The organism is Erythrobacter sp. K21-9, from assembly GCF_055808355.1.
Genome location: NZ_CM147866.1, coordinates 1,333,546 through 1,355,055 on the forward strand (window position 1 = coordinate 1,333,546; position 21,510 = coordinate 1,355,055).

General features: G+C 55.6%; 12 protein-coding genes and 4 pseudogenes. 13 read left to right on the forward strand and 3 right to left on the reverse strand.

Annotation, left to right across the window (positions count from 1 at the left end; genetic code table 11):
- Positions 1 to 20 precede the first annotated feature (20 nt).
- Positions 21 to 3,104: an NACHT domain-containing protein gene (locus AC0L39_RS06760; protein WP_473261773.1), complete on the forward strand. Its 3,084-nt coding sequence runs from the start codon at positions 21 to 23 to the stop codon at positions 3,102 to 3,104.
- The gene (locus AC0L39_RS06765) at positions 3,085 to 4,074 is read left to right on the forward strand and encodes a hypothetical protein (protein ID WP_473261775.1); all 990 of its coding nucleotides are present in this window, start codon (positions 3,085 to 3,087) and stop codon (positions 4,072 to 4,074) included. The genes AC0L39_RS06760 and AC0L39_RS06765 overlap by 20 nt, the downstream gene beginning before the upstream one ends.
- Before the next feature lie 311 nt (positions 4,075 to 4,385).
- On the opposite strand, the gene AC0L39_RS06770 is transcribed toward AC0L39_RS06765, so the two are convergent.
- The 3 genes and pseudogenes from AC0L39_RS06770 to AC0L39_RS06780 all read right to left on the reverse strand — a co-directional run bounded on the left by AC0L39_RS06770 (position 4,386) and on the right by AC0L39_RS06780 (position 8,895).
- Complete coding sequence (locus tag AC0L39_RS06770; RefSeq protein WP_473261777.1) at positions 4,386 to 7,346, reverse strand: hypothetical protein; 2,961 nt, start codon at positions 7,344 to 7,346, stop codon at positions 4,386 to 4,388.
- 931 nt (positions 7,347 to 8,277) lie between these two features.
- Positions 8,278 to 8,454: pseudogene (locus AC0L39_RS06775) on the reverse strand (helix-turn-helix transcriptional regulator); the annotation flags it as partial.
- A gap of 309 nt (positions 8,455 to 8,763) precedes the next feature.
- Positions 8,764 to 8,895, reverse strand: coding sequence for a hypothetical protein (locus AC0L39_RS06780; RefSeq protein WP_473262507.1), 132 nt, complete (start codon positions 8,893 to 8,895; stop codon positions 8,764 to 8,766).
- 307 nt (positions 8,896 to 9,202) lie between these two features.
- On the opposite strand from AC0L39_RS06780, the pseudogene AC0L39_RS06785 reads away from it, so the two are divergent.
- From AC0L39_RS06785 to AC0L39_RS06835, 11 genes and pseudogenes are all read left to right on the forward strand, one after another.
- A pseudogene (locus AC0L39_RS06785) lies at positions 9,203 to 9,605 on the forward strand (single-stranded DNA-binding protein).
- A 306-nt stretch (positions 9,606 to 9,911) separates the two neighbouring features.
- Positions 9,912 to 10,133, forward strand: a complete 222-nt coding sequence (locus AC0L39_RS06790; RefSeq protein ID WP_473261778.1) for a hypothetical protein — start codon at positions 9,912 to 9,914, stop codon at positions 10,131 to 10,133.
- A gap of 679 nt (positions 10,134 to 10,812) precedes the next feature.
- Positions 10,813 to 11,121: a hypothetical protein gene (locus AC0L39_RS06795; RefSeq protein WP_473261779.1), complete on the forward strand. Its 309-nt coding sequence runs from the start codon at positions 10,813 to 10,815 to the stop codon at positions 11,119 to 11,121.
- A pseudogene (locus tag AC0L39_RS06800) lies at positions 11,111 to 13,439 on the forward strand (type IV secretion system DNA-binding domain-containing protein). The gene AC0L39_RS06795 and the pseudogene AC0L39_RS06800 overlap by 11 nt, the downstream one beginning before the upstream one ends.
- Positions 13,440 to 13,489: 50 nt before the next feature.
- Positions 13,490 to 16,399 (forward strand): annotated as a pseudogene (gene mobF, locus AC0L39_RS06805) (MobF family relaxase).
- Positions 16,400 to 16,677: 278 nt separating this feature from the next.
- The gene (locus tag AC0L39_RS06810; protein WP_473261781.1) at positions 16,678 to 17,355 is read left to right on the forward strand and encodes a DNA sulfur modification protein DndB; all 678 of its coding nucleotides are present in this window, start codon (positions 16,678 to 16,680) and stop codon (positions 17,353 to 17,355) included.
- On the forward strand, positions 17,327 to 17,779 hold the full coding sequence (locus tag AC0L39_RS06815; protein ID WP_473261782.1) for a DNA sulfur modification protein DndB: 453 nt from the start codon (positions 17,327 to 17,329) through the stop codon (positions 17,777 to 17,779). Before AC0L39_RS06810 ends, AC0L39_RS06815 begins: the two co-directional genes overlap by 29 nt.
- The gene (locus tag AC0L39_RS06820; protein WP_473262509.1) at positions 17,779 to 17,952 is read left to right on the forward strand and encodes a hypothetical protein; all 174 of its coding nucleotides are present in this window, start codon (positions 17,779 to 17,781) and stop codon (positions 17,950 to 17,952) included. The genes AC0L39_RS06815 and AC0L39_RS06820 overlap by 1 nt, the downstream gene beginning before the upstream one ends.
- A complete protein-coding gene (gene dndC / locus AC0L39_RS06825) occupies positions 17,882 to 19,201 on the forward strand; it encodes a DNA phosphorothioation system sulfurtransferase DndC (RefSeq protein WP_473261784.1) in 1,320 nt (439 codons plus the stop codon). Before AC0L39_RS06820 ends, dndC begins: the two co-directional genes overlap by 71 nt.
- Positions 19,198 to 21,141, forward strand: coding sequence for a DNA sulfur modification protein DndD (gene dndD / locus AC0L39_RS06830; RefSeq protein WP_473261786.1), 1,944 nt, complete (start codon positions 19,198 to 19,200; stop codon positions 21,139 to 21,141). The genes dndC and dndD overlap by 4 nt, the downstream gene beginning before the upstream one ends.
- 40 nt (positions 21,142 to 21,181) lie before the next feature.
- Positions 21,182 to 21,505, forward strand: a complete 324-nt coding sequence (locus AC0L39_RS06835) for a DndE family protein (RefSeq protein WP_473261787.1) — start codon at positions 21,182 to 21,184, stop codon at positions 21,503 to 21,505.
- The last annotated feature ends 5 nt before the right edge of the window (positions 21,506 to 21,510 follow it).

Below are 21,510 nucleotides of genomic sequence, written 5' to 3' on the forward strand. Positions count from 1 at the left end.
TGTTCTCATTGGGGGGAAACTTGCCTTATCTTCGTATCGTAAAAAAAAGCGTTCCTCACCTTTTCTTAGCATTAGCAATAGCGGTGATATCCGTGTTGGCGCTGCATTTCATCGACGCGGAGGTCGAAGACGGGAACAAAGAGTTTGTTCTAGGTCTCACGTACAAAGACATTGCTCTAGTCGTACCTAATGCGGAGTTTGTAGCCTACATCACCGCGGGAATATACGTCTTCCTACTGCTTTTAGCGAGCCTCGGAAAATGGCTGATCAGGAGGTTCATTAGGCCGGCGATTGGAAACAACGTCATGCCTAAGGAAGAGCGCGAGACGCTAATTCAGTCGCTAAATGCACAACTTAAAGAATTTTCTATTCGGTCGTGTTGGCCACCACATAGTCCTTCGGCCAAAGCTGCAAGCTTTACTGTTAGATTAGACTTTGGCGATGCTAGCCTGTCTACTCAGAAGTCCCAACTAAGAAAGCTTCAGCGATTCCTAGTGCATCCAGTTCGCGCAGATAGAGCTGAGGAAGCCAAGGAGTCGATTTGCGTCATCAAGGGCGAGCCCGGCGCCGGAAAGTCTATTCTCACACAAGAGGTGCAAGCCTCGCTGGTCCGTGGCCTTGAGGCAGATGCTCACGCGTTACTTCCAATCATCGTTTATGCCGCCGATTTATGCTTGGAGGATTTTGACCAAGAGCCTAGCGCTGATTCCGCACTCAAGACTTTTCTGATCTCGAAGCTGCTAGCCTCCCCGCTAGAAACGGATGATGACCTAGCAGAGTTCCTAAAGGGACATTGGCAAAGCCAGGATTTTTTGATCGTCGTTGACGGGCTTGATGAGATTGCGCAGCGCGGCGCATATGAGCAAATTCAACAAAGACTGAAGGCGCTTATTCAAGAAGAGATCGCTCAGTCTGGAAAATTTGCCAGGCGCTTTCTTCTTTCATGCAGGATCCACGACGACCTCGACATCTATCGAGGCAGCCCAACAATTGAACTGAAGGGTTTGAGTTCTCAGGCAGAGCGCGATGAATTTTGCAAGAAGCTTATTGGGCAAAAAGCCAAAGGCCCTGAGGAACAAGAAAGGCTGAAGAACGCCCTACAATCTCAAACTGCGCGTCTAACATCACAGGACCTGTTTCGGCGGAATCCTTATTTCCTTTCTCTCCTCGTCGATCATTACAATAATCTCTATCCAGATGAGGAGTTAGCGGATCTAGATTTCAGTATAATCATGGACCGCTACATCGAGCGCGAAGCGGCTCGTGCAGTCCGGAAGGACATAGACGCAGGATTTGTAGGCTATCGGCGAGGACAGGTGCTGGAAGAGACGTCGCTTATCTCGTCCACATTCCTAAAGTTTCTCTCATTTTACCTGCTCTGCTCCGGATCTGACCAAGCGCTCTACAATAAGTCAGCTGTATCTCGAAGCATGCTTGAGGCACTCGAGGAAGCAATTCGGTCGGCCAATACAGCGGACGGCGGGCCATGGGCTCGGCTAAATGATTACATTCACAAGACTGAGCAATCAGAGGAAGTCTCCGAGCTTGAGGTGAGCTTGCTGGCTCAGAGTGGTGCGCTCAGCGAGCCGGACGCACAAAAGCTAAGGGATGCCACGCTGCATCTCCATCGCCCATTGGTTGACCGGATCAAGAGTGCGTTCGGAACAATTCCGACGCATACAAGAGTTGCGGAAGATGACTTCTATGATCGTCTCTCAGAGCATCTTGTCCAAACAATCGACGATTCTGGAATCTCTGACTACAGGAAATTCTGTTCTCTCCTGTTCGCACGCGGCATTGCCGCGGCGCATAGCGTAAGGCTGATATATGTCACTTGGGAGGGAGATGTCCCGCACGTGCAGTTCAGACATCGGCGGCTAGCTGAGTACTTCGCGGCTGGCTATTTCAGGGACAGGTGGTCGGAAGCGCCATGGGGGACCTACTCGCCTTGGCACACTCCAATCTTTAACCTCGTCGCGGCAATTGAGGGAAAGAACTGCGAGGCCTTTGATCTAGTAGCAAGTCGGGTCAAAGAGACTGTCCCGAGTTCAGCATTTCACTGGCGTAGTAGCGTGACTGACGCCGCCGAGATTGCCGCCTTCGCCGATAGAGGGGAGCGGTTTACCGAGGTCGCTGGAGCCTTAGTGATGAGGCTAGCAAGTGCAATGCGCGAGCTCGGCTCAAAGACCGTCAAAGACAGAGATTTCGCGTCTCAGTTCTCAATAATCAATGCGATTGGCTTTATCGGCGATATTGGGGTCAGATCCATTGGGGCCGCCAAGGCACTCAAGGGCCTACTAGAGAAGGAGATCGCCAAACTTCCGTCCGTGTTCCTTGCTGAGAAACTGCGCGCGGCAAATGCTATTACACAGTTCACCGGCGTTGAGCGGTCAGTCGAGTTCAGATTTGGAACCATAAAGGACCTCATCCATCACCCGGAGAACCTTCAACCCAACGCGTTACGATCTTCCAGGTCACACGCGATCCCGGAATTGGCTTTTGGATGGATCCTAGTGGTCACAAGCGAGTTGCTGTTCTTAGCCGCTTCATTGGCGATCATCGGCTTCGCGATCGCCTCGACACTAGAATCTGAGTTATCGCCACAAGTCTATTGGTCAGTTGGCATGACCCTGCTTCCGGCATTGGGCCTGCTGATATTGCTGCGAACCCTTCAATGGAGGTCATTCCCTAGAGGCGCTCGCAACCTCTTAATTCCATTCATGCTCATCATACTTGCGCCTTTTGCGATTGCCATTTTTGGCCTCGCGCTTGCGCTCCTGCCCATTGCTCTCCTCGTCGCGGCACTGCTGAATTTTCGAGACATCTGGCGAGCAATTCGTAGAGGTCTGGTAGAGCTCTGGGAGACCATCAAGGAACTCCCACACATCATCATGAGGATCGGAGCCTTTCTTATCCAGCATTGGAAGGAGGGGCTAGCTAGCGTCGTTGTCTTAGGCATCGTTGGATTTGTACTGTATTTGGTTACGGCTCTGGTTTGGACTGCGCCCTTGGAGCCGGCAGAGGCAGCCGATGACTCTGCTACATTGGCGGCGAATGGCAAAGCTGCGGGGGTCTCAGCTTTAGATGAGAGTTCGTACCGGTGATGAGAGTTCGAATGAAGGCCCATCAAGCGTCACGGATCCTTGCGTTGCCGCAAGGCGTCTTGGGCGAGAGCTTGCCTCCAATGCGGAGAAGGAGATTGGTTCAGCTGAGGAGCTAGAGGAGTATCGACGCAGTATTGACTCAGGCATCGCTCAACTGGCTGCCATCGAGAACGCTCGATCTTGTGTGGGGTGGCTTGAAGAGAATGAACCAGTCTCTGATCGGGCTTACGCTTGGCTCAGAGAGAAGAATGCGGGCGCTATCCCGATACCTCGGGATTGGAAACCAACCTTTCGCAAGCCAGACTTCGAAGTTCTTAAATTTGGTATTGAAGCACCAATCCCCGAACTGCCTGAAGACAAGATTACCGCTGGCTGGTTTGACTCTTCAGGCTTCGAAGCCAGGAAGACTGAAGCAAATCTAAGGAGTGACGCTGCAGCGCTCGTGGCGCTTCGAGAACGGATGCGAGAGTCTTTGAATGCCGGCCAGATCACCAATTCGCCAACAGCAGATTTGCCAAATAGCCTAGAGTTCTTCGAACTTTATCAGAGGGTCGCGAACTTGGAGTCTCAAGCCGAGGCAAGAGTTCAAATGATGCGGAGCAGAGCTGAGAAGTTCGACGACAGAGCCTCAAACATGATCAAGAGACTACTCTTATTCGTAGTTTTCGCATCTGGCGCCATTCTCGCTGGAGCCATGCTCATTAGAGATCGCCGCGAACGGAGATTCTTGGACGAGGTTACAACGATGGACAGCGCCAAGATCCTTTCCCTTCTAGAAGACAAGAAAGTCAGCATCCGCATGAGGAGGAAAGTGATTGATATCTTGCTCGACCATCCAGCGAGCCAAGAGATAGCCGAGCAGCTAGAAAACGTCTCAAGAATGATCGGTGGAACTAGTACCGAAGAGGTCACATTCAGGCTGGAGCTTCAGAAAGCTGCGTCAGTTATGAGCGGCAGAAGTCGCTTTTGAAGTAGTAGGCAAGAAAGATATGCAAGCAGCCCCTCCACGGGCTTCAAATGAAGTTGCGTAAGTATTGAGGAAGAACGCACGGTCTTTTCCGGACTGGTAGGAATTGTTTGGGCCGTGAGCGGACTGTCTGGTCTTGGCATTCGAATGCAAAAAAACGGACTTTGGCGGAGGCTGACCACAAAGCAGTGTTTGGACAGCTTTCTTTGGTTCATCGGCCCCGGGCATGAGAGTGGTTTCGGGAATCTGCGCGCCGACGGTGTAAACTGGTCAATCGGAAAGTTCCGAGGGACATCGCAACTCGTCTAGCTGGCTCACCTTTCCATTCTCCGACGTATGAGTGCCTCCTGATCTTCACGCTTAGCCTGATATTCATAGTCGCTGGCAACTCCGTGAAGGACGCGCGCAAGATAAGGCCATTTGGTTGCCAACGCTGCGCTCCAATCGTCGTACTTCTTAGCCAAATCTCGTTCTTGGTTGCCACCTTCTCCCCTCCAGTGGACGCCCCTGGAGTTGTGCAGTCCGACATTCAGACCACGGCCAATTTCCTGTGACCCGATTTCTTCCAAGACGTTCCTGACAGGCTCACACGGCCATACGCCATCTTCACCGACCGGTGCTTTTGCAAAATACTGACCTATCTGAGAGTCCGCGACTTCTTCGCGATCCAGTTCTTTGGCCGCAGCGCGAACCTGAACCACCCAGTCACGCAGCTTGCCTTCGTCAATCTCGCCATCTTCATTTGTTGCTGGAATCCTCTTGAGCCTGCGCAACAGTTCATACGCCATTCGTGCTCGGCGGCCACGGAGTTCCTCGTCGTCTAGTCTGTATTTCTCTGGGTCCTCGCCGCCGTTTTTACGAATAAATGCTCCAACCAATGAGTCGACGTACATGATCGGGTTCTGCCCGACATGTTTTTGAAGCTCCGGTACGTCATAATCGGTGTGGTCTAGGGCTTGTAGATACCGAAACTCCATCATGACGATCTGATCGTTGTCGGCATCTTCGCGCTTGGACAGTTCTTTGAACGCATCCGCTATTGCGTGAGATTGCAACTGGTAAGATCCGGCAGGCTCCTCGTCCGAAATAGCCACTTGGTCGAGAAGATTGACGATACGATCGGTGTCGATCGATTTCCAATCGAACCGGGCGAGCGAGAATGCGACACGCGGTCGCTTTGCGCCAATGAGCTTGTCGATAGCTACTGCCAACGCTTCGGGATTGTCGTGCAGTATCCCGGGATGCACCGTGGACCAGTATCTATCCGATACGTCCTTCCCTGCTTTTTCGAGCCAATCCCAGGTCTCCTGCTCGAACGGAAGGCCAAGCATGATGTTGACTTTGCGAGTGGTAGACGCCTCTGCAAGCAAGTCGGCGACAATTCTCTCCCTTTGAGGATCATGGGTCTCTGAGCGCAAGAAGCCTGCGAAAACTTCCAGCGCATTTGCCAAGCCTTCTTCATATTGATCGAGGCAATCGTTCAAAACGGTGACCGCTTGGCTTTGGTCGTCAACTTGCGACGCGAGTGCTCGACCAATGGAGAACGCGGCTTCGCTGCCTGTTGCGAGCTCCAAGATTCCCGCGCTTCCCGAACCAGTCCAAATCTCACGGATTGCCTGTTCGCGTTTTTTGGCGATCAGTGCGTCCCGCTTGCGCCAATCGAATTCGTCATCCTCGATCTCGTCTGCGGATGGATCGATCCAGGTTTGTTTGAAGAGCCAACGGTGTTTTTCAATAAGGTCTTTGGGCGTGAGCAGGTCGAGCGCATTCTTGTAACGCCCCTCAAGTTTCTTGGTCACTTCGCGCTTCTGGGCCCGCCGCGTCGTGTAGGTCTGGCGGATAGTTTCCTTGAGTTCTGCCTTATCCGCGGGGCTAGCATCGCTTTTTGCCCATTCATCGACCAAATCCCAAATCCGGAATTGGTACTCTTCGGGCAAACCAGTAGCTGCCCGTACTAGATCGCCAAGCGATTTACCGGATTGTTCAGGCCATTTGAGGCACATCTCCAACGCAAAAGTGGCAAAGTCGCTCGATTCACCGTTCGTAACGGGATGGCCCGCTCCAAGAGAATCCGGGCGCCAGTCGGGCCGGTAGTTGTAGTGACCGATACGCGACCCAGCATCAAATTGTTCTATCGCGATTTCCCAGGCAATGGCCGGGAAACGATGCGCTATCGTTTCAAAGATATCCTTGCGCATCTCTGCTGGCGCAGCGGTTTGGGGCTTCCAGCAGCGGAAAATTCCCCCCAGTGTGTTGCTGGGCTTGTTCACCCAGTTATCTTCAATCAGTTGCTCGGACAGCCTTGCCAGGATCAGCGACACTCTTGGAAGATAGACAGGGTTCCAAGCCAACGCTTCCAGCGCCCACATAAGGCCGGTCCGTGGGCATCCCGACATTGGTCCGGTGCCGGCAGGGCGCAACAGCGACAAGACGACGGGTTCCGGCTGCTGGAGATCGGTCTCGATAATCTCCAGGAACGTATCGGGCGCGGCTTCCGCATAACTTGGAAGATCGCCGCTCTGAGAATCGAGCAGTCGAGGGGAAAGCGGCGTCATGAGTTTCTTGATGAGCTGCCTGACGCGCGAGGCAGCATCTATCGCCAACCGATCGCCAAACAGATTTTCCGCGTGAACAGCGAGAATGACCAGCGTTTCACAAATCGCCCGCCTACTCGCGCGCGAATGTTTTCTGGTTTTGCCGTAGATATTCGCGGCCCAGCGATCGTCTTCCGGGAGGTCCAGCGCTGGATCATCCTCCGACAAGACCAATTCGGCTGCACGGAAAAACCGTTCGAGGTCGTCTTTCGTGAGATGTCTAGCGATACCGTAGAGGGCATCGATTTTAGAGGTGACGCCGCGAAATTCTCCCAGCGACCAAAGCGGGGTGTGCGGTATCTGCTGCAATCGTGCGATATTGGCTTCGAGCTCGCCATACTCGTCGGCACCGGCAATAAGCGTCAGCACGGTCTGATCTGCTTCAAACTCGCTATTCCAAACCCCGACAAGCGCGAATGGCGCGAGCGCTCGCGCTAAATTGTTATCTGCCGCCCAGGCGGGGTGCCGAATAGCCTCGATTGGCGACATGCGCCGTCGCAGCACAGTGAGCGAACCACCGGACTCTCGGCTCCATGCCTCAATCTGCTCACTCGGCAGGTCGATTTTCTCCAATGCCTCGCGAAATGGTTGACCCGGCAGGATTTCCAGGGAGATATCCGCACGTTCGACACGGGCGTGCCGCGAGCCGGAAAATGATCGTGTGAAAGCGACGATAGGCATCGCCCACAACTTTCTCGACTTCATCATCGACGATCACCGGGATGACGTCCGGGTTCGTTTTCGAGAAGCTCCGAAAGGTCTCCGCGTCGCGAACAATGACGACGCGATCGGCGTTCCTTTGCAGAAGTTCAGAACCAGAGCCGAACAAACACGCCAAGTAGGCTTGCGCTTCGATGCGAGAGTCCGCGGATATCGTGAGCGGTTCTGTTGGATCGGAGCCAAGCCAGTCGCTGGCGCGCTTGTTATATTGCTCGACAAAAATGTCGAACAATTGAGGAGGTATCTGCGGCTCGGTTACACCTGCCCATTCATTCCAGGATTGGTTGAGCGTAGAGACACTTCGTGTCGGCTTGCCGAGCCGTTCGGCAAGCCATGCCTGGGCCGGGATTGACTGATCGAGCCATTGCTCAAGATCGCTGGCATCGAGAGCGGTTACGCTTTTCCATTTTTCTTCTGCGGTCTTCTTTTCCGACCAAGCCTTCTTGCCGGGCCAGTTTCGCGGGGTGATGAAAACGAAGTGGATCTGCTTGCGCTCTTCATCCGAGAGATCGCGCGTCCGGGCATCGTAGTCACCATTGGCTTTGCTGATCGGATTCTTGTTGCATCCGAACTCCCATCCGGAACTGCCGTTCGGCACCCACGGACCGGCTTCTTCGGTTTCGAGCAGGCCGTCCCAACCGTGGCGCTGCGAATTGTCAAAGCCGGGAAAGTCGATCCGTGTGATGCCGCGTGTCGTTGTCAGTGCAAGCTTACGGATAAGGACAGCCAATTGCTCGCGCGCTTCGAGACGATCCGCCCATTGCTCGATATCTGCCGCCTTTATGGTCAAGAATGCCGGAACCAATCGCCTTACGGCCAAATCGCCCGCGCTCTTTCTTGCCTTTGCTTGGTCGTAAGCAGTCTGAAGCTCGATCAATTCTTCTGCACTGGCACCAAAGGCTTTCTCGAGGCGTGTGGCCATTTTCGTTGACAGGTTAGCATTCCCATTGAGCAAGTTGGAAAGGGCAGGTCTGCCAACACCCATCATCTGTGCCGCCTTAGTGACGGACATTTTTTCCGGAATGACCTCCCTCTTGATATATTTACCCGGATGCTCTGCCTTAGTCATATCGCCCTCGATCACTATTTCTTATAATGTGTAGCGTTACACAATACAGAATGGCGATATAGAAGTCAATCTGGGATGGCGGCGGTGCCTTGAAGAGCGTTCATGCTTGCCCGATGAGACGGGCGCCGCTTAGGTGCTTCGGGATACAAAACCTACCAACAACCTTCCTAAGCACCAAAGCCGCATCCAAGGCGGTAGAGGTGGATTTATCCTCGCATTCCTTTCATCAGGTCGATCATAGCTGAACGGCAGCTTTCGCGTTCTGGCGAGGGCACCCCGAACGTCTTGGACTGGGGCGCAAAGTCGACGCTAGCCGAGCCAGAATTTGACCGGGGCAAGCGCTTTGCGCTGTGGTCGTTGCTGCACATGTTCGGGTCCGCCCCCGACCTCGACGTAGCGTTCGAGAACGAGGAAGACCGGGAAGCAGCGCTTGGGCTTCATGGATCTCCTGGCGGCATCGGAGGGCGATGGGGCAGGCTGATTGCAGCAGGGTCTCGGCACCTTCAGACCCGCACCCGATACCCATCCGGCTTTCTTCGCGAACAGTCCTGAATCAGGTCAGCTGAGGAACCGCAACCCGTTCCTTTCCGGCCGTGTTGGCAGCTGCGCTGCCTGCCCGCACCACCCGTCATGAACAGGTTCCCCTTAGAGCTTCGCTCCTGCGGTGCAGTACTCCCATGCCCTGCTTCTTTCAGATGTTCGCAAGCCGGAGATGGTCTCCGGTTTGAGGAACTGAAGGACTTACACCATGACCAATATCGCAATCCTCACCGTACCGCATCGCCCGCGATCCGGACACCCGCGAGACCAAGGGTGGCACCAACGTTACCGGGATCACCGTCGTCACCGATCGCCCAGCGCGCGACAAGGACGGCAAGACCTACAAGGACGAGAACGGCTACACCGCCAAGGAAAGCGAGTTCCACCGGGTGACCTGCTTCAACGGCCTCGCCAAGACCGTCGGGCAGTACTGCACCAAGGGCCAGCTTGTCAGCGTCCAAGGCCGCATCCACTACACCCAGTGGGAAGACAAGGACGGGGTCACCCGATACGGCACCGAGATCCTCGCTGACAAGGTCGAATTCCTCTCGCGCGGCAACGGCTCGGGCGACGAGAACGACGACAACAAGGATGCTCCCGAGATCGACTGAACTCTCTCGTCGATCTCCCTCCAGAAGGGGCCCTGTCCGAGCCGGACAGGGCCCCTTCTTGCGTTGTTCAACCTCTCTGGTGGGGAGGGGCCTGGCTCACGGTTGTCCCATTCTGATGGCCGTGCAACCGGCGCGTCAAGGACGGCAGGGTCCCACCATTTTGCCTCCCCTTCGCTGCGCTGCGGTCCGACGAAATCGTTACCCCTACCACCGCTCCACGGTCGCCTTTTGGGCGATCCCTGACCGGCGGGTCGCACGCCCATCCCTCCTGCTCCTGCCGTCAAAGGCAAACATCAGGAGGATACTATGGCTACGCAATTTCAACATACTTCGAACTCGGAACGCTACTTTGCCGCGCTGGCCGTGGCAGAACGTAGGGCGCTGCACAGCTTCTTCGATCAGCATATCGTTGAGGACAAGCGCTTGGGATATCTTGCCTTGGACGAGGGCGACTACAACGCACTTCCGGCCCACTTGGGAACGCGCGTAGTGCACACGATTCACGGGGCGATGTCGGACGAATTCTGACCGCACCGACGGGGCAGGAGCCGATAACGGTTCCTGCCCTTTTTGTGTTCGCATGGATGAAGGTTGGCGAAGACGCGGTGCGAAGGTTGGACGCAAAGTCGGCCTCCATTGGACCCGATCAAGACGAGGCCATTTGGCGTGACGGTTCAGGGCCCGGGCCAATACCTTTTGCTCCTCTTCCTTCATAACCACGGAGACCAGAACGTTGGTCGCTGATGTTGGCTATCTGGTCCCCATTCCGGAACATTTGAGGAAAATCCCGGTCGAGGCATCTCGTTTCTGAACGAGAAATTCCGCCGCTAATGTCAACGCTGCGCTACGCTTCCGTTCTGAAAAGAAAGCATTTTTTCCGATAATTTGACTGGGTAAGCAACTGGTCACTGACACGCAATCTAGAATGGGCTTGACCCAGCACACCGTACGCAGCGGGGCTGGCGAGTAAGATCATGAGGTTTATCGTGAATTTGGTCTTGTCCACTTTTGTGCCAGTCGCGTGCCAGTGGCCTTCTTGACTGTGCCAGAGTGTGCCGAATTCGTTTAACATGCTGAAGTTCTATGTTAATTTTCCGGTTTCCTACACCCTATTGCCCGTGCCAGAGTGGCACTTGCTTTTCCGAAGAGTGAACCAGGTTCTTTTTAGCAAAAGGAACTTGGATTCATGCAAAGACATCATCGTTTTGTGACCTATGTCACGCCTCTCATTGCCGAGTGGACTAAAGCTCAGGCCGATGAGCGGCGGGTAAGTTCAAGCATCGTGATTGGCGATTGTATTTTTGATGCCTGGCAGCGTGACACGGAAGCCGATTTGAGGACGCCAGCGACCGATCCGGTTCGCCAGAACATCTTCATCACCGTAGCTTTGGATGCGCTGCTCACGCACCATTCTGTTCCCAATCTGCGCGAGCAGACGGTCGCGGCCTATCAGCGCCGGCTGGAGCGTTTGGGGCTCGTTGCGCCGCGCCCGCAAGGGGGCAGCGATGAAGCATAAACTCGTCAACTTCACTCGCGGAAGCCAGCTCCTTGGGCACTTTGGTTTCATGTTTGCAGCCGGGCTCAAAGGCCCGCTGATCATCACACTGCTGGTCATTTTAGGACTGATCTATTTGGAGGTGACAAGCAGCCTCACTGACCACCAAACCTACCTTGTCTGGATGCACATCTACTCATCCATTTATGCGTTTATGGAGTTCGATCCTGACAAGCTAGTGAACCTCACCTTGGCTGATGGAAGCATGATCGCGTTTCCAATCAGCGTAGTGATAGACTACCCGCCCATGAAGGAGGCAATCACCGCCTTTGAGGGGGCAGTTGAGGCTGCGCTTGTCACGTCGGCGTGGGGCCTTGTTCCTGCCTTTATTGCCTTTTGGTGGGTTGCTGAACACTTCGGTTGGCGCTCCAAGCAAAGGAAGCATGTGCGCGGCGCATCGCTTGCAAGCCTTGCTGAACTGGAAGGCGAAATCGACGATCACAATCGCCATGAACGCGCTCGCGAATATGGCAGCAATTTGGGATGGAGGTGGCGGCTTGCAGGCAGCAGCGCGCTAGCTTCAGCCGGTCTCTATAGCCCCGCGCACCTTGCAGGCGTGAGCTGGCCCTGGCGTAAAGAGCAAAGCCACACCATGCTGGTCGGCACGACAGGCACGGGCAAAACGGTCGCCCTTTTCGAGCTCCTTTCCGAAATCAGACAAAGAGGCGAACGTGCGGTCATTTTCGACCTGACCGGCGCCTTTATCGAAACCTTCTTCGATCCCGAACGCGATATCATTTTGAACCCACTGGATACGCGCTGCCCGAGCTGGAGCGTCTTCGATGATTGCACATCGCGCGCGGAGTTCCATGCAGCAGCGGAGTCGCTTGTGGCCCATGATGGAGGCGGCTCGGAACAGTTTTGGGTGCTCGCTGCGCGAACCCTATTTGTTGAAACATGTATCAAGCTGAAGGAAGCAGGGCGCGGAACCAATGCCGCGCTTGCCGATGAATTGATGAATGCAGATCTCTCGGATCTGCACCGCCTGGTAGAGGACACAATGGCTGGACCGATCAGCACGCCGTACCGCTGCTCGCATGGCGGAATCGGTCCGCGCCGTCTTCAATGTGAACGCAAAAGCGATGCAAATGCTCCCTCAATCAGGGGACGCTTTTTCGGTGCGGCAGTGGGTGACTGGCGAAGGAAAACCGGGCTCCTTTCTGTTCCTATCCGCGCGCTATGTAGACATGAGCGTGCTCTCACAATTGCTGACGCTGTGGCTTGATACAGCGATCAACACGCTGATGACGGGTCGCCGGACGCGTGACCTGCAACTGTGGTTTCTGATTGATGAGCTCGGCGCTCTTCACCGCCTGCCGTCGCTCGAAAAAGGTCTGCAGACTGCGCGCAACTTTGGCGGTGCTATCGTCACGGGTGTCCATACCTTCGCCAAGCTCAAAGAGGTCTATGGCGAGAACATGGCAATGACCTTGTCTTCACTTGCCAGGACCAAACTGATCCTCGCCACTGCAGATCGTGAGACCGCCACATGGTGCTCCGACATTATCGGCCACCGCGAGGTTCGCGAGATGGAAGAAGGGTACAGCTATGGCTACAACAATGCGCGCGATGCAGTCAGTCTGACGCCGCGTCGGCAGGTGGTTCCGCTGCTTTTGCCTGATGAGTTTATGGGCCTTCCAAGCCTTGAGGGCTTCATCAAGTTCCCTGATGGTTTTCCGGCGGCGCCTGTCTCTTTGCAACCCCGAGATTGGCCGCGCCGGGTCGAAGGTTTTATCCCGTACGAGGATGCCAAAGGACCAACGTCAAAGGCAAAGGCTGAAACTCTCAAGGAAGGCGAGGAGACTTCCGAGGCTACGGCGAATAAGGGCGGAGAGGAAGGAGAAGACGGCGGCGATCCGCGCAAGATGAAGGAAGCCACGGATCGCAAGCGTGAGCCAGCGAAGCGTCCCAAAGCGCAGTCTCAAGCGCGTGACAAGAAGGTAAAGACTGACAAGCGAGAACGTTCGGAGTCTCGCTCTAAGACAACCCTCAAACAAGCTGTTGAAGCCTCGCTCAAAAGCGAAAGAGCAGCCTCTTTGGGCAAAGTACAAGGCGAGCTTCCGCTTAGGGAGCAGCAAGTCGATGAGCGTGAATCAGACGCTCTGAAGAAGCCTTCGCCTCGCACTGATCGGCCCGATCCTGACGCCGCGCAGCGTGAAGGTGAGCAACGAGCAAAGACGGATAAGACGCTTCAAGAAGAGCAGCAGCGCTCGCTCTTGGGCGGCGCGGCACGCGAAGAATATGATCACGATCTCGGCGACTTCGACGCTGAGATGTGATTGCGATGATCGGGGAGGACAGAGGGAGTTGAATTGTGTGAGGCCTGCCCATGCTTTCCGTTGCCAATGTCCGCTCGTCCTCCGCAGCGGCCAACTACTTCGCATCCGACAATTATTACGCCAAAGCTGATGCTGATCGCTCGGGTGAATGGCTCGGTGAAGGCGCAACGCGGCTTGGTCTAGAGGGGAAGGTAGACGCCAAAGCCTTCGACGCTTTGTTGCGCGGTGAGCTCCCCGATGGAACGCAAGTTGGCAACCTTGGGCAGGCCCATAGGCCAGGAACCGACCTTACATTCTCTGTTCCCAAGAGCTGGTCGCTTCTTGCCCTTGTGGGCAAAGATGAGCGCATCATCAGCGCTTATCGTGAGGCGGTTGTCGAAGCGCTTCAATGGGCGGAAAAGAACGCTTCCGAAACCCGCATCATGGCGCAGGGCAAGGTTCAGACCCAAAAGACAGGCAATCTGGCGATTGGGCTTTTCCAGCACGACACCAATCGCAATCAGGAACCCAATCTCCATTTCCACGCCGTGATCGCCAATGTGACACAAGGAAAGGATGGTAAGTGGCGGACGCTCAAGAATGATCGTCTATGGCAGCTCAACACCACGCTCAACTCCATCGCGATGGCGCGCTTCCGAATGGAAGTCGAGAAGCTTGGCTATGAAACCGGGCCAACGCTAAAGCACGGAAACTTTGAAGCGCGCGGGATCTCGCGCAGAGATGTCATGGCCTTCTCTTCGCGGCGCAAGGAAGTGCTCGCAGCGAGGCAAGGTCCAGGCCTTGAAGCCGGGCGGATCGCTGCGCTTGATACCCGCTCTGCCAAAGCGCCGATCGAGGATCGCGATACTCTTGGCGGCATGTGGCAAGAGACAGCGCAGTCCATTGGGCTCGATCTAACTCCCATAGTCGAGCGCGCGCGCGTGCGATCCGTGATGCCCGAGAAGCCTCATTCGGGTTTCGCGACACTGGTGGAACGGGGACGAGCTCTGCTTGGCAAGTTTGCCAGCCATGTTCGAGGGGTCCCTGAAGATCCATTGGTGCCCGCCTCGGTGCTTAAACAGGACAAGCAGATGATCGCAGCCGCGCAAGCGGTTGCCTCGGCCGTGCGGCATTTGTCGCAGCGCGAGGCCGCTTTCGAACGTGCAGCGCTCTACAAGGCGGCATTGGATTTTGGGTTGCCAACGACAATTGACGACGTCGAAACGCGAACCCGCGCACTAGTCAATTCTGGTCATCTTGTAGCGGGACGCGGCGAGCACAAGGGCTGGCTCGCATCGCGAGAAGCGATCGAAACCGAGCAGCGCATCATCGCCGCAGTTCAAGCGGGAAAAGGAGAATTCGCGTCTGATCTCAACGCTGAAGAGGCAGAAACCCGCGTGCAGGCCTCGGCAGAAATTGGGCACGGCTTTAGACTGAATGACGGCCAACTCTACGGCGCGCGCCTTATCTTGACTTCATCGGATCGAACCGTCGCGGTGCAGGGCGTGGCAGGTGCTGGCAAAAGCAGCGTGCTTGGGCCGGTCGCCAAAGTGCTGGGCGAAGAGGGACGGCCTGTCATCGGCCTCGCAATCCAGAACACGCTCGTCCAAATGCTGGAACGCGATACGGGGATTGAATCGCAAACGCTTGCCCGCTTTCTGGGGGTTGGAAGCCTTTGCTGGATGATCCCTCCAATCGAATTCTCAAAACCGAAGCAAAGCAGGCGCTCGGTAGCAGCGTACTCATTCTGGATGAAGCTTCGATGGTCGCCAACAGCGACAAGGAGAAGCTCGTGGCGCTCGCGAACCTAGCTGGTGTCCATCGCTTGGTGCTTATGGGCGACCGCAAGCAGCTCGGCGCTGTTGATGCCGGCAAACCCTTTGCGCTTCTGCAAAAGGCCGGCATCGCGCAGGCTCACATGAACACCAACCTGCGCGCGCGTAATCCTGTTGTTCGCGAAGCCCAAGCCGCTGCGCAGAAAGGTGATGTTCGAACTGCGCTTGCCAAACTTGAGCCCCATACGATCGAAGCCAAAGGCGATGGCGCGATTGTTGCAGCCGAGCAGTGGCTTTCGCTGAAGCCAGAAGATCGAGAGCACACATCAATCTATGCCTCGGGGCGAAAGATCCGCTCAGCTGTCAATGAGGCTGTGCAAACAGGTCTTCTTGCTAGCGGGCAGATCGGGCCGGAGAAAGCTCAATTGGCTGTACTAGAGCGCGTGAACACCACTTATGAAGAGCTGCGCCATGTTGCAGCCTATCGGACCGTACCGCATTCTTGAGGTTTCAAAGAGACAAAAGACGCTTGGCCTTATGCCGGGACAATACAGGATCTTAGGCAGGGATCCGAAACGCGAAAGGGTCGCTTTGGAGAGCGCCCGCGGAAAAAAGTTCAGCTTCGATCCTTCGCGGATTAGGGCCGACAAGGCCAATGACACTCTGGCTCTATTCAACGACCGACAGCTCGAAATCCATCGTGGCGACAAAATTCGCTGGACGCTAAATGATCACAAGCGCGGGCTGTTCAACGCTGACCAGGCAAAGGTCATTGCCATCGATAAGGGCAGGGTCACAGTTGAGACCTCCAAGGGTGAGGAAGTGATGCTTGATAAAGACGATCCTATGCTGAAACGCATTGATCTCGCCTACGCGCTAAACGCTCACATGGCGCAGGGCCTCACCTCAGATCGCGGGATTGCTGTCATGGATAGTAGAGAACGCAATCTCTCGAACCAGAAGACGTTTTTGGTGACGGTGACCCGACTGCGCGATCATCTGACTTTGGTCTTGGATAGCACTCAAAGGCTGACTGCCGCTGTTGCTCACAACAAGGGAGAGAAGGCCTCCGCCCTTGAGGTTTCATCCCGCTTGCAAGCTGCTGCAGCGAAAGGTGGCGAGATAGAACGGAGTGAAACGAGCGAGAGAAGCCCCGACAAAGAACTCGAGCACATCAAGAGTAAAACGCTTGATCGAGGGATCTAGTGACCGCTTTGCGCTCCAATTTAAGCCGATTAAGCCACCACTAACTCTCCTCAATAGCCGACACTGTTATGTCCGGAACTCTGCCTCCACATTTCATCGAACTCGTCTTTGGGTCGGCCAGGCAAAATTCGAGCGATTGAATCAGCGCGGTAACATGAGATTTAAGCGTAGGGCGGACCATCGGTCACTGTTCCGAGCACTTCGTATGCTTGTTCGCGTGAATTTTGTTGACTTCCTTCGAAACTTCCACGAACTTCCAAAAAGGTAGGAGAAGTGGTTTGGCAAATACCTTCAGCTTTGAGGCGATACGCGGCATCCAAGCGCGCACCGCTTACTATACTATTATGGTCCCTTTAAAGATGGTGCCTCGGCTTTTCCTCTTTGATGAAGGAGAGCTTCCAGCAGACTTGCGTGCCCAACGTGTTCTATCAAAAGCTCGTGTCCCGCAAATTGCGTCCTATCTTAGCGGCAATTCAGGCGAATACATTCTCAGTTCGCTGTGCGCTTCAATCGATGGGGATCTGGTATTCGAACCCGCGACGCCGAACGGCCCTCTACGGAACGTCGGGCTTTTGAGCTTTCCGATGGACGCGAAGATATTGCTGAACGATGGTCAGCATCGGCGCGCAGCGATCGAGGAAGCTCTGCGCGAGTGTCCGGAACTCGAAGGCGAGACCATTTCGGTTGTGGTATTTGCCGACCGTGGTCTTTCGCGAAGCCAGCAGATGTTTGCGGACCTCAATAAGAATGCTGTGCGGCCTTCAGGGTCCCTCAGCGCGCTCTACAACCACCGTGACCCGCTCGCCCGTCTGACCTCTGACGCGCTCTCCCAGGTGCTGTTTTTCGACCGCTTTATTGAGCGCGAGAAGACCTCGATTTCGAACCGGACGAATAAACTCTACACGCTTTCGAGTCTCAACCAGGCGCATGAGTGGTTGGCAGGGCCGGCTCGCTGATCGCTTCGGCTCTGAGACCGCCGAGCTGACAATTTTGTTCTGGAATACGGTCTACGCGGCCATGCCCGACTGGCAGAGGTTGGATGCTGGGGCCATTTCGGCTTGCGAGCTTCGACACGAAACGGTCCACGCGCACGGCGTGATGCTGCAAGCTCTTGGCGTTGTCGGCGCTACGGTGATCGAAAAGGATGCGGGTGACCTGGCTACAGTACTTGAGCCCTTGAAGGAGGTTGATTGGTCGAGGCGCAACCTCGAGCTTTGGGAGGGGCGGGTCCTAAATGGCGCCCGAATTGCAGGACAACGCAGATCTGTTCTCCTTGGAGCGGCAGCGCTTTTCCGGACTTTAGGCTTGCCGCTCGATCAGCGCGTCGTTTCAGCCGAAGAATCGATGGACGACAAAGCCATGCAACGGGATGCTGCATAATGGCCAGCACGAGTAATCCGCAGCAGGCCACCTTCAAGGATTTGGAAGCTTCGATCAGGACCGCCTATGTGCGGGACGATCGTCCGTGGGTGATCGGCTACAGTGGCGGCAAAGATCTCGACATGCGCTTTGCAGCTAATCTGGCGCGCTCTTGCAAGCCTTCCGCCGGCTGATCGCGTCAAGCCGGTTTACGTCCTAAGCTCGGACACGTTGGTCGAGACTCCGGTAATAGTCGATTACATCGATAGCACGCTCGCGGATATTAACGCAGCGGCCCAGGCTCAGCAAATGCCGATCTCGGCGCACAAGGTTTCACCAGATATCTCGGATAGCTTCTGGGTCAATCTCATTGGGCGAGGCTATCCAGCACCCTCCCGGCGTTTTCGTTGGTGTACTGAGCGACTGAAGATCGACCCAGCCAACGCCTTCATCAAGAGTAAAGTGGCTGAGTTCGGCGAGGTAGTGATGATACTCGGCGTCCGTCGAGCGGAATCGGCAACCCGCGCTCAGGTTATGGCGCTGCACAAGCACAATGACTCGGAATTTTCGCGCCATACGCGCCTGCCGGGCGCGCTCGTCTACACGCCGATTGAGGATCTTAGCCTCGACGATGTGTGGAGCTATCTCTTGCAAGGCGACCGACCATGGGGCGGTGATAACAAAGAGCTTGTTACCCTCTACCGCAATGCGCAAGCGGGCGAATGTCCACTTGTCGTCGATACCAAGACCGAGAGTTGCGGGAAGTCCCGGTTCGGCTGCTGGGTTTGCACCGTTGTCACCAAAGACAAGGCAATGGAGGCGATGGTCGACAATGGTGAAGAATGGCTCGAACCTCTCCTTGAGTTGCGGGATTTTCTAGCGGCTACCCAAGACCCTGAGCGTAAGAAGGAAGTTCGGGATTTCCGGCGCCGTAATGGCAGCGTGACCTTTGTCGAGGCGCGCGAGGCTCCTATTCCGGGACCTTATCTCTTCGATTTTCGCAAAGAGATCCTTTCCCGACTGCTCACGGCCCAGAACGAAGTCGCCCAAGATGCCCCCCCAGGAGAGAAGGTGGTGCTCATCCAGGACGCCGAATTGCAAGAGATTCAGCGCATCTGGCGTGAGGAACTGGGCGACTGGCAGGACACGGTCCACTGCCTTGTGGTCGACATATTGGGACGCGAACTCGAGCGTAAACAGGCGTCTGACTTTCGGTTTGATGCGGGTGACGTGGCCGCCCTGCGCACTGTCTGCGACGACCATGACTTGCCACCTCAACTGCTGGCGGAACTCCTTAACGCGGTGCGCGACGTGGCCGGGCAGAAGCGCCGAAGTTCCATCCACAAGAGGATTGAGACTATTCTTTGCAAGGAATGGCGAGACCTCGATGCCGTGATGGATGAGCGAGAAGAGCGAGTGCAGGCCGCGGGGCATCTCTTATGATCATTGAGCAGCTCCGACTTCGCGACTTCGGGATTTATGGCGGCGAACATAAATTCGACCTCGACCCAGACGGAGACGGCGGCAAGCCGATCGTGCTGATAGAAGGGCACAATGGAGCGGGCAAGACAACTTTTCTCGAGGCCATCCGTTTGGCCCTTTATGGCAAAGCAGCTCTTGGCAATCGCGTTTCCCAGAAGGCGTATGAGGCCCATTTGAATGATCGCGTGCATCGTGGTGGTTCGAAAGACATGATGGAGGTTGGTCTCGATCTACGGCGTCACGAGAAGGGAGAGGATGTTGCCTACTCCATACGGCGTGAATGGACGGTCAAGGACAGCGGCATCGATGAAAAGTTGACAGTGTTAGTGGATGGTGCCTGCCGAGACGGTACCAGTGTCGAAGAGTGGCAGGACATCCTTAACGACATGATACCGCCCGGGGTGTCGCAGTTGTTCTTTTTCGACGGCGAAAAGATTCAGGAGATTGCCCAAGGGGATGCGTCTGCTGGACTCCAGCAGGCCATTCGTCCGTTGCTTGGTCTAGACATAATCGAGCAGCTGCGGAGCGACCTTGCCCTATTTGTTGCACGGCAGAGGTCAGGCGAGGGCGTGGAGGACCTCCAAGCCGCAAAATGCGATTTGAAAAGGGCTGAAGAAGATCTTACGCATGCGGAGGAAAAAAGGGCGCAACTCGCGTCTGAGCGTGATCAGGCCAATTCCCGTCTCCATCGCGCCGAGGCGGCTTTTCGAAAGGAAGGCGGCATGTCCGCTACTGATGAGGGCGGCGCAAAGCAGGACCGGAAGCGCGTAGAGGAAGAGCGGCAGGCGCTCCTTAGCGACCTTCGAGAGATTGCAGCAGGTTTTGGTCCCCTCATGTTGGCCCCCGTGACGCTGCGCCGACTACAGGATGCAGCAGGCGAGGCGGAACTCCATCAAGGCAAAGTGGCTGCAAAGAGTCTTATCGACGCGTTCGAAGCGCAAGAGTCCAAGCTGACGGGGCGACGTCCAGCGGTATGGGAGCAGTTTCGCCAATTCATTGCTGCAGAGACCAAGACATTGCCGCGCTGGGCGCAAAATGGAGCGGGCATCTTGCGACGCCGGTTGGCTGAAGTGGAGGCTTTTGACCGGTATCGCTGCCACGAATTGGCCGAACACCTCGACAAAAATCTGCTTGCTGCGCAGGCCGCCGACGAACAACTTGAAGCCTTTGCCAAAGGCGTTGGAGACGTCTCGCTCGACGCAATTCGTAAGGCCGAATTTGAGCGAGGGCGCATCAGCGCCGCGCTGGAAGAGCAGGATGGCTTGATAACGCGTCTTCGCAGCCGAAGAGATCGCGAAAGGGCGCGACTTGAGCGCTTGCAAGACCAGATCTTCGCTGCCGCCAAGCTTGACCGGGGCGCGGAGCTTGCAGGACAGGCAAGGGCCGCCCTGCTTGATTACGAGAAGCTTGTCCTCGAACAGCGCATCGCCGCTCTGGAAGAGTATGTCCTTGCTTGCCTGCACAGGCTTTTGAGACGGCCAACATTGGTGGGGCGGGTCAAGTTCGATCCCGAAAGCTTCGACATTTCGCTGGTCGGCAGCGAAGGGGACTTAATTGCGCTCGATAGTATGTCAGCGGGTGAACGCCAGCTCTTTGCTGTCGCACTCCTGTGGGCACTTGCTAAGACAAGCGAACGCGCTCTCCCGCTCGTGATTGACACACCGCTAGGCCGGCTTGATCGTCTGCACAGAGAGAGGATCATTGGGCAGTATCTCGCCGGAGCCAGTGAGCAGGTAGTTCTGTTGTGCACCGATACCGAATTGACCGCTGAAGTGGCTGCGCAACTGGAGCCTTTCGTAAGTCGACATCTCAAGCTCGGGGTCAGCGAAAGAGACGTCACCACAGGGGTAACGGTTCTGAATGGGCCTGTTGTAGAGGATCGGGCTTATGCTTCCCTCTAAGATTTCCATTTCGAAAGACGCGGGAGGCGTCCTGCGCTCCTTGGCGCAGCGGGCGCGGCTGACACCCAATCTTCTTGCCCGGATGGCGCTTACGTCAAGTCTGGAAGCTGGCGCGCTCGGGCAGGTCGCGAGGCCTGTGGAGGGGAGCGGACTCGAGTTCAATACATATACCCTTCTGGGCGCTGATCAGAATGTTTACTTTGCGCTTGTCGAATTGGTCGAAGGCGATACCATAGATGAAGCGGACCTTGATCGTCTGATCGACTGCACGGTGGCGCATATAGAGCGCGGAATTTCGCAGATCGCTCTGAGAATAAAAACACCGGGCGATGTTGCGCGTTTGATAGCTGGTGAACGGGCGTGACCCAA

Excerpts from the sequence above, each read along its gene's own strand:
- dndD (WP_473261786.1), top strand. The coding sequence starts at position 19,198 with ATGATCATTGAGCAGCTCCGACTTCGCGACTTCGGGATTTATGGCGGC.
- AC0L39_RS06790 (WP_473261778.1), top strand. The coding sequence starts at position 9,912 with ATGGCTACGCAATTTCAACATACTTCGAACTCGGAACGCTACTTTGCC.
- AC0L39_RS06765 (WP_473261775.1), top strand. The coding sequence starts at position 3,085 with ATGAGAGTTCGTACCGGTGATGAGAGTTCGAATGAAGGCCCATCAAGC.
- AC0L39_RS06780 (WP_473262507.1), bottom strand. The coding sequence starts at position 8,895 with ATGAAGCCCAAGCGCTGCTTCCCGGTCTTCCTCGTTCTCGAACGCTAC.
- AC0L39_RS06820 (WP_473262509.1), top strand. The coding sequence starts at position 17,779 with ATGGCCAGCACGAGTAATCCGCAGCAGGCCACCTTCAAGGATTTGGAA.
- AC0L39_RS06815 (WP_473261782.1), top strand. The coding sequence starts at position 17,327 with ATGAGTGGTTGGCAGGGCCGGCTCGCTGATCGCTTCGGCTCTGAGACC.
- AC0L39_RS06770 (WP_473261777.1), bottom strand. The coding sequence starts at position 7,346 with ATGCCTATCGTCGCTTTCACACGATCATTTTCCGGCTCGCGGCACGCC.